Origin of the sequence: Terriglobus albidus, assembly GCF_025685425.1 — a bacterium.
GTDB classification, from domain to species: domain Bacteria; phylum Acidobacteriota; class Terriglobia; order Terriglobales; family Acidobacteriaceae; genus Terriglobus; species Terriglobus albidus.
Genome location: NZ_JAGTAS010000050.1, coordinates 77,670 through 92,903 on the forward strand (window position 1 = coordinate 77,670; position 15,234 = coordinate 92,903).

Annotated in this window: 10 protein-coding genes; 5 read left to right on the plus strand and 5 right to left on the minus strand. The window is 58.2% G+C overall.

Translation table 11 applies throughout. The features are described 5' to 3' along the window. Positions 1-154 precede the first annotated feature (154 nt). The 5 genes from OHL21_RS10060 to OHL21_RS10080 all read left to right on the plus strand — a co-directional run bounded on the left by OHL21_RS10060 (position 155) and on the right by OHL21_RS10080 (position 7,914). Entirely contained in the window at positions 155-3,433 is a 3,279-nt protein-coding gene (locus tag OHL21_RS10060) for a TonB-dependent receptor (RefSeq protein WP_263417135.1), read from the plus strand. A gap of 87 nt (positions 3,434-3,520) precedes the next feature. Next, positions 3,521-4,282, plus strand: coding sequence for an RraA family protein (locus tag OHL21_RS10065; RefSeq protein ID WP_263417136.1), 762 nt, complete (start codon positions 3,521-3,523; stop codon positions 4,280-4,282). 207 nt (positions 4,283-4,489) lie between these two features. Beyond that, positions 4,490-5,761 carry an aminotransferase class V-fold PLP-dependent enzyme gene (locus OHL21_RS10070; protein WP_263417137.1) on the plus strand — a complete coding sequence of 424 codons (1,272 nt, stop codon included), beginning with the start codon at positions 4,490-4,492 and terminating at the stop codon, positions 5,759-5,761. A 26-nt stretch (positions 5,762-5,787) separates the two neighbouring features. Further along, positions 5,788-6,267, plus strand: coding sequence for a RidA family protein (locus tag OHL21_RS10075; protein WP_263417138.1), 480 nt, complete (start codon positions 5,788-5,790; stop codon positions 6,265-6,267). 33 nt (positions 6,268-6,300) lie between these two features. After that, complete coding sequence (locus OHL21_RS10080) at positions 6,301-7,914, plus strand: PLP-dependent transferase (RefSeq protein ID WP_263417139.1); 1,614 nt, start codon at positions 6,301-6,303, stop codon at positions 7,912-7,914. Positions 7,915-8,105: 191 nt separating this feature from the next. On the opposite strand, the gene OHL21_RS10085 is transcribed toward OHL21_RS10080, so the two are convergent. From OHL21_RS10085 to OHL21_RS10105, 5 genes are all read right to left on the minus strand, one after another. Further along, positions 8,106-9,482: an alpha-L-fucosidase gene (locus OHL21_RS10085; RefSeq protein WP_263417140.1), complete on the minus strand. Its 1,377-nt coding sequence runs from the start codon at positions 9,480-9,482 to the stop codon at positions 8,106-8,108. 3 nt (positions 9,483-9,485) lie between these two features. Continuing rightward, entirely contained in the window at positions 9,486-10,082 is a 597-nt protein-coding gene (locus OHL21_RS10090; RefSeq protein WP_263417141.1) for a lactonase family protein, read from the minus strand. Continuing rightward, entirely contained in the window at positions 10,082-11,638 is a 1,557-nt protein-coding gene (locus OHL21_RS10095; RefSeq protein ID WP_263417142.1) for an FAD-dependent oxidoreductase, read from the minus strand. The genes OHL21_RS10090 and OHL21_RS10095 overlap by 1 nt, the downstream gene beginning before the upstream one ends. 7 nt (positions 11,639-11,645) lie before the next feature. Further along, complete coding sequence (locus OHL21_RS10100; RefSeq protein ID WP_263417143.1) at positions 11,646-12,809, minus strand: lactonase family protein; 1,164 nt, start codon at positions 12,807-12,809, stop codon at positions 11,646-11,648. A 425-nt stretch (positions 12,810-13,234) separates the two neighbouring features. Beyond that, entirely contained in the window at positions 13,235-14,860 is a 1,626-nt protein-coding gene (locus OHL21_RS10105; protein ID WP_263417144.1) for a uroporphyrinogen-III synthase, read from the minus strand. Positions 14,861-15,234: the final 374 nt, after the last annotated feature.

A 15,234-nucleotide genomic window follows, 5' to 3' on the forward strand; every position in this document is an offset into this window, starting at 1 on the left:
GACAGGGCTATAGCAAAGGGCCCATTGTTGTTGTCACAAATCTCTAAAAGTAAGTAAAACCTGTCGGAACAGGATGGGAAGCGGATTACAAGAAGGACCGGTTTTTCGAGATTTGTTTTTTTGGATATGAAATTTAGCTTTCAGGAGGCACTGCGTGAGGAAGTCACTGTTGTTGCTTGTTGTTTTGCTGTTCGTGGGAAGTTTTGCGTCTGCACAGGTTGCTAACAATACTCAGCTTGTTGGCACCATCACCGATCCAAGCGGCGGCCTGGTTTCCGGTGCAAAGGTCACCGCGACCAACACCGACACTCAAGTGAAGTATGAGGGAACCACCAACGGGGAGGGGTACTACACCATTCCGTTTGTTGCGCCCGGAACTTATGACATCGCTGTAGAGCAGGCCGGTTTTGCGAAGACGGTCAGCAAGGGCGCCGTCGTTATCCTGAACCAGTCCGCGCGTACTGATATCACGTTGAAAGTTGGCGATGTCGCGAGCGTGGTTTCGGTTACCGCCGATACACCGGCGCTCTCCACGGACGATGCGCTGATCGGCGACACGGTGGAGCGGGCAAAGGTAGAGAACCTGCCGATGAACACCCGCCGCGTGATGGATCTGGCGACGACAGCTTCCAACGTCATCATCGGCCCCAAGACATCGTTCACCGGTGTGCCTCCGGGTGCGAACTACATCGGCGCCGGAACGCGCGAGGTGGCGAACTCACTGACGCTCGACGGTATCACGATCATGAACTCGCTGATCTCGTCGTCTCCGGTGACACCGAATCCCGATGCTATTTCGGCGGTTCAGGTACAGAGCGGTAACTACACCGCGCAGTACGGCGCCTACATGGGTATCCACATCAACTCGGATACGAAGTCGGGTACGAATTCCCTTCATGGCACGGTATACGACTACATCCAGAACGATTACTTCAATGCCAAGCCCTGGCTTGCTGCCAAGGGATTGCGTACGCCGTTCATGCGATTCAATCAGTTCGGCGGCGTAGTCAGCGGGCCGGTGACGATTCCGTTCCTCTACAACGGCCGCGATAAGACCTTCTTCACGGGGTCATACGAAGGCCTGCGTCAGTATCAGCAGACCTCCAGTGTGACAACGGTTCCCACGCTGAAGATGCGCACGGGAGATTTTTCTGAGTTGCTTCCCAGCCTGCAGCTTTATAACCCGACGAACCGTACGACGCCTTACGCGAACAATCAGCTTCCTGTGTCTGCCGTCGCGGCAAAACTGATGCAGTACTATCCGAATCCGACGAATTCGGCGCTCACCAGCAACTTCAATAGTTATGTTCCTCTCACGATCGAGCAAAACCAAACGCTCGATCGTGTCGATCACAACATCGGCCAGAACGTCCGTCTCTTCGGTCGTTTCCTCTGGCAGAAGTTGACCTATGTCAATGGCAATGCCGTCGCCACCTCGTCAGCCTACTCGCCGACGATGGACCGCAATGGCGTGATCGGTTACACGCACATCATTACGCCGACATTTATCAACGATCTGCGCGTTGGCTTCAACACCCTAACCAGCGATGTAAACAACCAGTTCGCACAGAGCGGCCAAAAGAGTGCCGGTTCGGCGCTTGGAATCCCCGGCTTCACTGCCGACGTCGATAACAATAACCCCGGTATCCCTACCATCACGGTGACCGGCTATGCCAGCCTCGGTTCTTCCGGTTCCAACTGGAAGCAGGACGACCGCACCGTACACGCCTATGACCAGATCAGCTGGACCAAGGGCAAGCACACCATCATGGCGGGCGCCGACATCCGCCGCATGACGATCGGCCGCGCGGCGCAGAACGATCCTCGCGGTAACTTCACGTTCAGCGGCCGGTACAGCACGCAGTGTGTAGCGACAACAGACCCGACGAAACCGTGCGCGAACGCAGTTTCGGGCAATGGTCTGGCTGACATGGTGTTGGGCTACGCTGCTAGTATCGTCACACCGACGTTCCAGGTGAAGGGCTCGGTCGGTAGCTGGCGTAACGGTTACTTTGTTCAGGACAACTGGCAGGTCACCCCGAAGCTGACTTTGCTTTACGGTATGCGTTACGAGCAGCCAACCATCCCGTACTCGCTGAATGGTTATGCTCGCATTTTGAACTCCACTTATACCGCGTTGATTCCGTCCAGCACTGCAACCACCGGGGCTGCCTTTACGCCGACGCCTGGTTTCCAGTTCACCGGCGCGAACAACAATCTGTGGGCTCCACGCCTTGGCTTCGCCTATCGCGCCACCGACAAAATTGTGGTTCGTGGTGGCGGCGGTATTTATTACAACCCAAATCACTTGAATGCGTTTACGCTCGCCAGCGGGAATTATCCTTTGGCGAACAGCACGACCTATACCGCGAATACGTACTTCTCGACCAACACCTTCTCAAACCCGAGCGGCGGAGCAGCCGGTGCGGGTGGCTGTAACCCCAATGTCGCGGGAACCTACTGCAACGCGTTTACCGACGCCGCCAGTTTGCCGACGCCTCGGATGTATCAGTGGAACCTCGATTCCGGTGTCGAGCTCTGGAAGGATGCGGCCTTCGAGCTGCAGTATCTTGGCTCTCGTTCGATTCACCTCGACTACTCGTGGCAGCCGAATACGCCGACTCCTGGAGCAGGCACGCTTAACTCGCGCCGTCCTTACCAGGGTTTCGGTGCTATCCGCCAGATCACCAATGGCGGATGGGCGACCTACAACGGCCTTACGTCAATCTTCCGTCAGCGTCTGAACCATGGTCTTACGGCCAACCTGTCGTATACCTGGGCTCATAATCTGGATACCTCCAACGATGCGAACGGCGGCGGCTACCTGATGAATCCGTACAACATCAAGGCTGACTACGGCAATTCGAACTGGGATATCCGCCACCGCTTCGTCGGTACAGTGCTATATCAGTTCCCCAACTTTGCCGGCTACAACTACGCGGTTCGCACCGCCCTTGGCGGGTGGCAGGCAAATGCTATCGTTACCCTGCAGACCGGTATGCCATTCAATGTCGGTCTGTCGTCTGACGTTGCGAACACCGGCACCAATGGTATCCAGCGTCCGAACTTTGTAAAGCGCGTCGCGAACAACTGCAACGGAGCCTTCGTTGTCAAAAATGGGACCAGCGCCAGCTGTATCGATGCCACTGCGTACGCAACTCCGGCGCAGTACACCTATGGCAATCTGCACCGCAATGATGCGAAGGGAGCGGGACGTGAGCTTGTGAACTTCTCGATGTTCAAGAACTTCCAGGTCTATGAGCGTCTGCAGTTCCAGTTCCGTGCGGAAGCATTCAACGTATTCAACCACGCAAACCCCAGCAATCCGAACAGCGGCGGCAACCCGCAGCTCGGCACCGCGAGCTTCGGAACCATTACCAGCACGCAGACCGATCCGCGTGTGCTGCAACTGGTGGGCAAGATCAACTTCTAAATGTTGGAACTCCCTCTTTCGAGGCCGCTGGTGCAAGCCCAGCGGCCTCATTTTTCGTTTAGTGTTGTCGAACAGGAGTAAATCGGCATGCGTATGCGTAAAACGTTGTTGTGGGCGGGAAATGCCTTTGTGATCGTGGCGGCGGTTGCGCTGCTGGCAATGAAGCAGGAGACGGTTGCCTCTCCGGAAGAGCTGCAGAAGAACCCTGAAGCGGTTCTCGAGGGCTACCGGCATGTGGAGGCGGCTTCCGTCTCTGATGCGGCCGAACAGGTGCTGCATGAGAAGCGGTACATGTCACACAAGATGCAGGCGATCTTTCCGACCAAGTTCGTTGGCACGGCGTTGACGGTGCAGCTCCTCAAGCAGGAGAACAACGATCCGAATGCGCTGCAGGGCATGCTGCAGGCGATCGACAGCGGCGGCAAGGACAATGTGTATGTTATGCAGGTGCAGGACGGAGCGGACATCGCCGGCATGGGGGGCCTGATGGGGACGGCCATGTGGTCGCGCGGATTCTCCGGGGCCGTGATCGACGGTGGTGTGCGCGATCTGCCGCAGTTGAAGCGAATCGGTTTTCCTGTCTACGCCACCGGCGTGGTGCCTTCGACTTCGGTCAGTCACTACCGCTTCGGAGGGATGAATGTCCCGGTCGTCTGTGATGGTGTAAAGGTGAATCCAGGCGACATTATTTCTGCTGACCAGGATGGCGTCGTGGTGATTCCTAAGGACAAGGCGGTTGAGGTGCTGATCCGGGCGCAGAAGCTCGATCAGACCGAACATGCCATGTATCCCTACATCGAAAAGTTGCATTCGATTGTGGCCGCGGTGAAGGAGTTTGGGCGGATCTAAATGAACGTCCAAACTTACCAGGTGAGAAGTAGGGCTTTCAGAAACAGCCCAACGTTTTATGCCCGGTAATCAGCGGGCTGAAGCCCGCTGCTCCCATCATCCCGGACTCCCTAGGTCATCTGCCCGATGACATCGTTTCCACTTGCCGTTTCAAATAGTTCCACACCGAAGGTGACATGCCTGTTCGTGCTGGAAAGGGGACTTCCTTTGCCTCGCCGTGCTGATGATCATTCGATAAGCCGCCGCCGCCTGTTGGGCGCTGCCGGCGCCACTGTGGCTGCCTCACTGCTTCCGTCTTCTGCCGTAGCTGCTGCCGCCTCTACGGAACCAGCGGTGGACTACTACGATAAGCTGGGCGTTGCGAAGATCATCAACGCTGCCGGCACCTATACCTATCTGACGGCGGCGGTGATGGCGCCTCCGGTGCAGCGTGCTGTGGCCCTGGCCGCGCATCATCCTGTACGCCTGAAGGATCTTCAGCGAGCCTCCGGCGAGTACATCGCCAAGCGCCTGAAGTGCGAAGGCGCAGTGGTGAGTTCGGGCGCTTCAGCGGCGCTTACGCTGGGGACGGCTGCGTGCGTCGCGGCCAAGGGAAATCTGAAGTCGAATGAGATTCCGCTGCAGGCTCGCGAGCGTGGTTACGAGGTGATCGTGCAGAAGAAGCATCGCTACGAGTATGACCACGCGATGCTGATCTGCGGTGTAAATATCCGTGAAGTCGGAAGTCTGGAAGAGTACAAGAGCGCCTTCAACGAGCGCACGGTGATGACCAACTACTTCAACTCCGCCGGACCGGAGTCGGAGCCCGGCATTATCGACCGCGAGACCTGGCTGCAGGTTGCGCATGAGCATGGCGTACCGTGCCACCTGGATGCTGCTGCCGATGTTCCGCCGGTTTCGAATCTGTGGAAGTACACGGAGATGGGCTTTGATCTGGTGTGCTTCTCCGGCGGTAAGGGACTGCGCGGTCCGCAGAACGCGGGACTGCTGCTCGGTAAGAAGCACCTGACCGATCTTGCTTTAGAGAATGACAGTCCCAACAGCGACGCTGTCGGCCGTGGCATGAAGGTTGCCAAAGAACAGATGGTCGGCATGGTGGCGGCCGTGGACTGGATCCTGGAGCAGAATGACGAGGCGATCCAGGCAGAGAGCATGCGCCGTATCCGCACCATTGAGGCGGCTCTCAAAGGGATTCCTACGGTGACCACCAATGTGAATGTTCCGCCGGTCGCCAATCATGTGCCGCATCTGCTCATCAAGTACGATCCTGCAACGGTCGGGATCAAGCCACTGGAACTAGCAGCGAAGTTGCGTTCGCAGAAGCCATCGATCGAACTCAGCCCGGCTACGGGTGTGCGTGGTCGCATTGAGGGAGCGGACGAGAATACGATTGTCGTCGGTGTGTGGATGCTGCAGCCGGGAGAGGCCGAGGTTGTGGCCAGCAGCCTGAAGCAGGTTCTGAAACACGCGAAAGCCTGAGTTTATCCCCAAGGAGAGAAACAGTTATGTCGACGAAGACCAGCCGCAGAAACCTATTGAAGAATGCAGCCGCTGCCGCCGGAGCGATTGGCGGAGCCGCTGTCCTGACTGAGAGCGCGCATGCTGCGGCAGCCCCTGAAGCTCCACAGAAGAAGTCATATGGTCCGCCGCCGAAGAATGGCGAGGCTCCGCTCTTCAGCAGCGTGATCTCGTACGGCAACCTGGTCTTTCTTGCCGGTGTCGGCGCTCACTTCCAGGGAACGATCGAAGAGCACACCAAGCATGTTCTCGACGAGCTGGAGAAGAACCTCGCCAGCGCGGGCTCTTCCATGGAGAAGGTGTTGAAGGTGAACGTTTACCTGAACGACATTAAGGACTGGGAGCGCATGAACACCGTGTACAAGGGCCGCTGGGGCAAGGTTCCTCCGGTGCGCACCACAGTTGCTCCGGCCGGCGGTATCCCTGGCAATTCGCTGGTTGAGATTGACCTCATCGCCTATATCTAAAGATCAAACGATAACCATCAGGAGACGAAATTTATGTGTGCGCTGCCGAAACTGCGTCCTACGCGACGTGATCTACTCAAGCAGACCGGAGCTCTTTCAGCCCTTGCCGCGGTATCGCCGCTGGCTGCCGCTGGAAGCGCCGAGGCCCAGGCAGCGCACTCCGCTCCTTCTCACGCTGTCACCTTCCAGCCCGGAACGCTGCAGGATAATCTCTTCACCAAACTGGGTGTGCGCCCCATTATCAACGCGCATGGCACCTTCACCATCATCACCGGCTCGCGGTCGTTGCCCGAAGTGAAGCAGGCGATGTATGAGGCCTCCAACTACTACGTGCATCTGGATGAGCTGATGCCGAAGGTTGGCGCCGAGATTGCCAAGCTGGTCGGTGCAGAGCATGCTGTAGTGACTACCGGCTGCGAAGCGGCGATTGCGCTGGCTACGGTCGCCTGTTCCTGCGGCACCGATCCGGAGCTCTCGCAGGCTTTCCCGTACAAGCGCAAGAAGAGCCAGGTCATCATCCCTAAGCACTCCCGTAACCCGTACGACTTTGGCGTCCGTATGACCGGCGCCGAGATCGTAGAAGTGGACTCGGCAGAGGAGCTGCAGGCAAAGCTCACCGATCAGGTTGCGATGATCTACATCCTCTCCGGCCCGGCAGCGGAGAAGGGGCCTCTCTCGATTCCTTCCATCTGCGCGATGGCGAAGACGAAGAACGTTCCCGTCTTTGTCGATGCCGCCGCCGAAGAGCCGCTGGTTCCCAATATCCATCTGCAGCATGGCGCAACGCTGGTCGGTTACTCCGGCGGTAAGTGCCTGCGCGGGCCGCAGGCGGCCGGCATGCTGATCGGCCAGACTGACCTGGTGAAGGCAGCATGGTTCCAGGCTTCGCCGCATCACAACTACGGCCGCGCTTATAAAGTCGGCAAGGAAGAGATCATGGGACTGCTGGCCGCTGTGCGCCAGTGGTACAAGCGGGACCACGATGCCGAGCAGAAGGCGTGGAAGAGCTGGCTCGATCAGATCGCGGACAAGATCAAGGGGCTCCCATCTGTTCGCATTGAATATCTGCAGCCCGAGGATCTTTCCAATCGTTCGCCTCGCCTGCGGGTTCACTGGGATGCGAATCAGGTGAAGATCACCGGTACGGAGCTGTTCAAGCGCCTCGACGAAGGGACGCCGCGCATCATGCTCGACGGTGGTACTGGCGTTCGTCCGGACAAGATGGAGAGCTCCTTCACCATCATGCCGTACATGCTTGAGGCATGGGAGATTCCGATCATCGCAGATGCGATCTACGAGGCGATGACGAAGCCCGGTCACTATGAGAATCCAGTGATCCCCGCAGGAGCGGCGCAGGTCGACGGCAAGTGGGCTGTTTCGTTGAAATACACCCGAGGAACCGCGGAGCAAACCTTCGATCTGCAGCAGAACGGCAGCGATCTGAAGGGCAAGCAGGTTGGCGCTATCTATCAGGCCGATCTGACGGGCAGCATCCATGGCAATGACCTGAAGCTGCACGCTCGTATGCCGGTCAGCGGCCATGAGGTGATCTGGGATTTCACCGGAACCGTGCAGGGAAATAGTGCTTCGGGTACAGTGGCGTTGGGTGAGTACGGTATGGCGGAGTGGAAGGCTGTGCGCGCTTAGATTGAATCGGAGGTTTGGTCGGTGGGAGCCGTGGGCTTCAGCTCACGGTTACCGGTATTTATCGAAAAGGGCTTTTAGCCCTGGGCCTTCTCTGTCTGATCAGGGAAAAGCCCAGGGCTAAAAGCCCTTTTCTTTTTGCGTTGTATATCAGCGGGCTGAAGCCCCGCTGCTCCCACCCGATCGAGGTAGTCCTAATTTTCTGCGGCGAAGAGTTGGAATTCGCGGATGCGGGCGGTGCCGGCGGTGGAGAGCAGGTTCAGGCGGAAGCGGCTGGCGGTGACGGCGGGGAAGCGGTCGATCTTCTTATGGCCGATTGCGTGTCCTGTTGTTACCGGCTTCCAGGCTCCGTCGACCCAGGCTTCGATGCGATAGGTCTGTACCATCTGCCCGTCGGTCAGCCATTCCATTGTTAGGGAGCGGTCGACGCGTGTGGGTTTGGCGAATCGGACTTCGAGGGTCGCGCTGTGGGAACCGGTGGGTGCGCTCCAGAAGGTATCTGTATCGTTGTCGAGGGCCTTGCGTGTCTCGGCGTCAGGCATAACGGCGTTTGCTGCCAGATTCTTCTCGACACCGTAGTGCTTCTGGATGGCTTCACCGACCTCTTTCAGACGGGCGACATCGCTATCCGGTAGAAGGCCGCGATTATCCGGGGCTACACCCAGCATCCACTGGCCGCCTTTGCCGACGGAGTGTTCGTAACTATCCATCAGGTCGTCGACAGACTTCAGCGAAGCCTCGTCATTCGGATGCCAGAACCAGTGCAGCTTCCGCAGTGGTGTGTCGACTTCGATCGGGCGCCAACGCAGATATCCATGGCGATCGATGACGTTCCAGTTCTCGTATTCGACTTTGCCGCTTTCATCACCGGCCCAGCGAGCATCACCGTACTCGAAGAGGCCTGTGTCAGCGAAGACGATGGTGTTCGGTTGATAGGTCCGCAGCGTTTCGATGATCTTTTTGAAGTCGTAGACGTGTCCGCCGCTCCCGGCTCCGTCGAGCCAGAACTCGACAAGGTCACCGTAGTGCGAGGCCAGTTCTTCCAGTTCCGCGCGGTAGTAGGCATCATAGGCTGCGTTGTCTTTGTACTTCGGCTCGTGGCGATCCCACGGAGAGAGATAGACGCCGAAACGCAGGCCCTCGGCGCGTGCGGCCTCCGCGGCTTCGCGGACGAGATCTCCCTTGCCGCCTTTCCACGGACTTGCCTTGACACTGTAGTCTGTCTGGCCTGTTGGCCAAAGACAGAAGCCATCGTGATGCTTGGCTACAAGCACAACGTACTTCGCGCCGGAGGCTTTGATGGCTCGCATCCATTGGCGCGTATCGAGAGCAGTCGGATTGAAGGTGGAAGGTGATGCGGTGCCGTCACCCCATTCGCGATCGAGAAACGTGTTGGTGCTGAAGTGAAGAATGACACCGAACTCGAGATCCTGCCACGCTGTTTGCTGGGGCGTTGGCTTGATCTCGGTGAAGTTCTGGGCCCAGGTGGTGGCAGGCAATAACAGCGTCAGGCCAAGGGCCATCCGGCGAATCCGGCCAATGGCCATCGGGCGAATCGAGAATCGGTACAAGCTTCAGCCTCCGATGCGTGCAAGTCTTCCTTCGAGCATCGCATAGCGATGGCTGTCGACGCACAGAGTTCCGTCGCGATCAAAGAGAAACTCCTGTGGGATGTTTGCACGCAGCTTGCGATGTACGGCGATCACCTCGCCGGCGGCGTTCTCTTCAGTGACAGAGAGCATGTTCAACACTCGTCCCCCGGCGGCGGCGATGGCGATGGAGCGGCCGTCGGGAGAGATGGCGATGTGATGTGGAGATATCGCGGTGAGGGAGAGACCCTGCGTTGTCAGCCGCTGCAGACGGCCACTTGGATCGACACGATAGCTGGAGATCGCGCCGGCGGGCAGACCGAGATAGCTCACGTATCCGTGAGTCACGTGCAGTACCTGCTGGTCACTGGCGTAGACCATGGCGGAGGGTAGGTCTGCCTTTTCGCTGTGTCTGCGCTGTCCGCGAACAACGCTGTGAATCCAGCCGCCTTCGCGGTCGAGCTCGAAGGTGATGCCATCACCGATCGCGGCGAAGGCCCGTGTCATGGGAGCAGCGCAGATAGCAGCCCCTGCAATGCCTTGCAGTACTGAGCGACGTGTTGGTTTGAACTCTCGCATCATTATGCCTTCGGTCGGATTGACATCGAGTGATGGAACAGGTTGTGTGGATCGTATTCCTTCTTCACCTGCTGCAGCAGCGGATAGAGATCGCCGGTGCCGTAATAGAGCGTGGTCCACTCCGGGCTCTCCAGCATATCGGCATCCGCATAGTTGATGTAGCAGCCCTCGAAGTTCTCATTGGGATACGGATAGCCGAGATGCTTTGGATCTGCAGAAGGGGTAGAGTACATGGCTTTGTAGCACTGGCGAATTCCGTTCAGACGATAGTCATCGTCTGCCTCGTTCAGCCAATAGCTCTGGTACTGCAGTTTCATGATCGAGCTGCGCTGCGGGATCGCGGTATCGGCGATGCGGGCAGGATTGTTGACCATGCCGCCGTAGGAGTCGATGGCCAGGATGAGGCCGCGGGTTGCGTCGCTCGTCATCTGGTCATAGAGCACATTGGCTTCCGCCACGGTAAAGCCCTTTTTCATATAGCAGGACTTGTATTTGGACCGGCGACGGTTTGAACCGTAAAGGCCGCTGCCTCCCTGTCCGCTGACGGTTGCCTCCACCCAGTTCAAGGCGCGTACGGGATGCGTTCCGTAGCAGACGGTGTCACCGACCAGTGGTCTCTGCTGTTGCTGCTGGCTAAACTCCTGTTGTTGCAGGTAATCGGGTGGAGCGTCCGCTGCAGGCCGGCATGTCTGGAAGAGATTCAGATATTCCTGCACCCAATCTCTGCCTTCGTTGTCATCGCCGGTCTGGGCGTAATGGAGACCGAGGCTCACTCGGCCGGATTTGCTGTTGCCCACAACAAGATTCGTGAAGACGGGATAAGTTGCAGGGTTTTTGTCGTTCTTGGCCCAGTAATCGCCGTAGGTCGTGACGATACGAACGAACTTCTCGCGCGTCATCTCCCTCCAATCCCAGGAGATATTGGCGGTGAGCACCTGCCGGGGCATCGGAGGAAGCTTGGCGAAGTGGAAGGCGGTGATGACGCCGAAATTCGAGCCCTGTCCACCACGCAGAGCGCGGAAGAGCGTGGGATGATGTTGCGCGTCGGCGTAGATGAGCTCCGCTTTGCCGGCCTGGTTGACGATAACGATCTCAACACCAGTCAGCCAGTCCACGGTAATACCGTACATGCGCGCCAGGGTCCCATAGCCTCCGCCGGAGACGTGGCCGCCCGCAGTGACCGTGTAGCAGGTGCCGCCGGGGATGACGACGCCACCCAGCTTATAGAGACGTTCGTAAACAACACCCAGCTTGGCTCCGGGCTGAATGATGTAGCTGCCTGGAGTTTCGCCGGTGCTGACACGGTCCATCATGCTGACGTCGAGCAAAACGCCGCCCGGATTGTTGACGACCCAGTCTTCGTAACAATGGCCTGAAGAACGTACAGTCGGCCGCTGTCCGCGATCGATCGCCTGCTGCAGAGTGCGGACGACATCTTCGGCGCTGGTGCAGTACTCAACCTGCGCTACGCGCTGGCTGTCGGCGGCAGGGAAGCGAGCATTATTGCCGCGGCTGCAAACGTCAAAACGAACATCATTGCGATCAACAACGGAAGCCATGCTCCTCCTAGATCCAGGTGGCAAACATCGGTGTATCGAGCGGATACCGGTGTACCGGGGCGGAAAGTTCGCCCGTAGCGAGATTGCGTTGCAGGACGACTATCTCACCGCTGTCCTGATTGCTGGCGATCATCCATTTGCCGGTGCGATCGAGTGCGATGTGACGCGTGGTTTTGCCGCCGTTCGGCGCAAGCTGTTTGAGCTTCAGCTTGCCCGAGGCGCGGTCGATATCGAAGACCGCGATGGTCTGATCGGCGATGCGGTTGCCGACGTACACGTTTCGTCCGTCCGCGGAGGCCAGAATCTCGCCGGCAAAGGCAGTATGTGGGGGGAAGTCCGGCTTCAGGGTTGAGACGCGGTCGATGGGCGTGATGCGGCCGCGTGTTGCATCCCACGCCAGAATGTCGACAGTTGAGTCGAGCTCGTTCACACTATAGAGCCACTTGCCGTTGGGGTGAAACGAGATGTGGCGCGGCCCGCTTGCCGGCTTTGCCTGCCAGAGCGGAGGGTCGTTGGGCGTGAGCGCTGCGGTTGCCGCATCGATGCGATAGATGCAGATTCGGTCGAGGCCGAGATCGTTCACCAGAAGGAAGCGGCCGTCAGGTGAGACCTGCGCGGAGTGGGCATGCGACTTCGTCTGCCGTGACGGATCAGGTCCGCTGCCTTCGTACTGAAAGTGAGAGACCGCTTCGCTCAAGCTGCCATCGGGCTTGACGTGGTACGAGGCGATGCTGCCTCCTCCGTAGTTAGCGACAAAGACTGAGTGGCCGTCCGGCGAGAGGGAGAGGTGCGTGGGGCCGTTGCCGACGGAAGAGACTTTATTCAGCAGACGAAGCTCGCGAGAGCCGGGAATGGTCTCCAGCGCATTGACGCCGGAGTCGTCTTTGCCGTCCTCACTGACGGCATAGATCCGTGTGAGCGAGCCGACGCGGCGGGTGGCGAGGAAGCTCGGTGACACCAGGGTGGCAGCTAATGTGATGGAACCGAGTTCGCCTGTGGCTGCGTTCCAGTCGGCGGTGTAGATCCCTTTGCTGACCTTGCCGGTGGTTCCCAGCAGCACGCGGGTGGGAGTAACCGTGCCGGCGGCAGACGCGGAACGGATGGTGAACGCGGTCGCAAGACCGCCCCATACAAACTCTCTACGGGACAGTCGGGGGGTATTGACGGGCATCACGTCGTCCTCAATCGTTTTTTCGATGCGCCAAGGGTAATTTGTGAGAACAGAAGATGAAATCGGGCAAAAGTCCTATGCCCTGGTCATGACATAAGCCTGACGACGTCTTCTGAGTGTCCCAGCGCAACTGTTGTTGAGTATGCCGGAAGCTCTTCATCGCTGTCAGGTTACAAGGATGGGTTTGTTTAGGGGTAAGGCAAAACAGAGGACGTTGTACTCGGAGTGGATGATTTGACCTCAGCGGCTGAAGCCGCCGTTCTTCGCGCCCTCGTACGGGACGGCTGAAAGCCGTCCCCTTAAGCAAGGCATTCGCACCTGCGGTGCGAAATGGTTGCGCTACGCGCAACGGCTTGTCAGCCGCTCATCCGTAAGCGCAGCAAAGCCCATCATTTGATGGCAACAGCCACGGAGAGTCAGCGGCTCTATGTCTTCGATCCTAACCGCATGCTTTCAGAGAGCAGAATGGCATCGGCGACCTCGCGCATCGACTTCCGCCGTTGCCGGCTCTCTTTCTGCATCATGCGGTAGGCTTCGTCTTCGGAGATCTTCAGATCACGTTGCAGAATGCCTTTGGCGCGGTCGATCACCTTCCGCGATTCCAGCCGGTCTGCAAGCTGAAGATTTTCCGTCTCCAGGCGTGCCCGCTCGATTTCAGCGCCTACCAGAACGCCGATGGTCGCTAGCAGTCGGCGCTCGAGATCGGTATGGAAGTAGGGCTGCTTGTGCTGCAGGTTCAACACGCCCACGACGCGGCCGGCACAGAGGACCGGGATGCAGAGCATGGCTTCGAAGGTGTCTTCTGGGAGACTGCGGAAGGCGCTGAAGCGCGGATCTTCGCTGGCGCGTTCGGGAATGGAGACCGGCTCGCGATGTTCGGCGACCCATCCGGTGACGCCTTGTCCGACGGAGACCTTCAGTTGATCGATTTCGGCAGCATGCGGGTTGCGTGAGGCGCGAAGGACAAGTTTGTCCTCTTCCAGCGTGTAGATAAAGCAGGAGTCGCACGGCACCATCGCGCAGACGCAGGCGACGATGCGTGAAAGCACAACGTGCAATGGGTCGGTTGAGGTGAGGCTGCTGCTTACCTGCTGCAGAATGTCCAGCGGCGCCAGACCATCACGGAAGCCCGCCATCGTTGAGGTAGAGGGTGCGACCTGCTGTACCGGCCATGCGGGCGGCTTCGGGACGACGGGCTCTGCCTCATCCTCCGGCTTGGCGCCGGCAAACGAATCGGACGAACGCTTCTCCGCAAGCACCTTGCGAGCGTACTGCGCTGCTTCATTCACCATGAAGCCCATGCGCGGCCGCGACGGCTCGAAGTCGGGCTTCAGGCCGTAGTGCAGAATCTCTTCGGTGGTTGTCGGTCCCACTGAGATGATGGCGATGGACTCGAGAGCACGCCGCATCTCTTCGGCGACGCCCATATCGCTGGCCACCTGAAAGAGATGAATCACCTGCACCGCGGTCATGAACAGAACTACATCGATGGAGCCATCGATGATCTCGCGTATCGCTTCCTGCAGCGGTGCAATGTCGAGCGGTAGTCCCCACTGATAGACCGGAACCTTGGTGACAGAGGCACAGCGATGAACGAGTTCGGCAATCAGCTCTGGGTTGGTGGCGCCATACTCCTGCACAGCGACGTCATAGCGCGCGAGCTTATCGCCGTACTTCTTATCCATCTGTGCAACTACTTCGCGCCATGTGCTGGGTTCGGCGGTGGTGACTGCGACAGGGACCTGCAACTCACGCAATGCGGCGACCGGCTTTACACCTCTGGCCACGATCTGCCGCTTGCGCAGTTGTTGCAATATCTTTTCGCGATCGAAGGTGGCGCTCAGTACCTCCATCATCTTCGCCACGCCCACACCGGTCATGAAGACGATGAGATCGATCTCCCCTGCGAGCAGGCGGCGGCCAAACTCCACACAGTCGGTATTCGAGCTGAGCGGAATTTCGCGCATGGATGGAACCACGAGCGGATCACCGTTGTAAGTGCGAATGAGCTTCTCTACCTCGCGCTCGCGGCGGGTTTCTAGAGATAACACTCGCAATCCTTCAAAGCTGGCGTGGGGCATGACTCTCCGAAAACGGGTTGAGCTGCGTTGATGCCGAGGGAAATTGATTAAAAGATAATCAATCTCATTCTAGAACTGTACGGCCATCACGTACGAAAACGCCAATTGATCGTTCTCAGAGCATTTTCCCTGTTGCTGGGTATCCCGCAAGAGGAGTGCAGCGGCGTTTTCATTGCGGAAAACGCCCATAGATGAGGAAACCCTCCTCTACACCTACAGGCAAAATGCTGCATGTGAATGTGCAGAATTCTTTTTCTGTCAGAGAATTACGAGGAAATTGCAAATCCTCCATGAAAAACCGCTTGCGTGTATCCCGGTATCGCCCTATACTCCAAGCATTGCAC

Coding starts and splice junctions, on each gene's coding strand:
- OHL21_RS10090 (WP_263417141.1), bottom strand. CDS start 10,082: ATGATGCGAGAGTTCAAACCAACACGTCGCTCAGTACTGCAAGGCATT.
- OHL21_RS10065 (WP_263417136.1), top strand. CDS start 3,521: ATGCGTATGCGTAAAACGTTGTTGTGGGCGGGAAATGCCTTTGTGATC.
- OHL21_RS10095 (WP_263417142.1), bottom strand. CDS start 11,638: ATGGCTTCCGTTGTTGATCGCAATGATGTTCGTTTTGACGTTTGCAGC.
- OHL21_RS10100 (WP_263417143.1), bottom strand. CDS start 12,809: ATGCCCGTCAATACCCCCCGACTGTCCCGTAGAGAGTTTGTATGGGGC.
- OHL21_RS10080 (WP_263417139.1), top strand. CDS start 6,301: ATGTGTGCGCTGCCGAAACTGCGTCCTACGCGACGTGATCTACTCAAG.
- OHL21_RS10075 (WP_263417138.1), top strand. CDS start 5,788: ATGTCGACGAAGACCAGCCGCAGAAACCTATTGAAGAATGCAGCCGCT.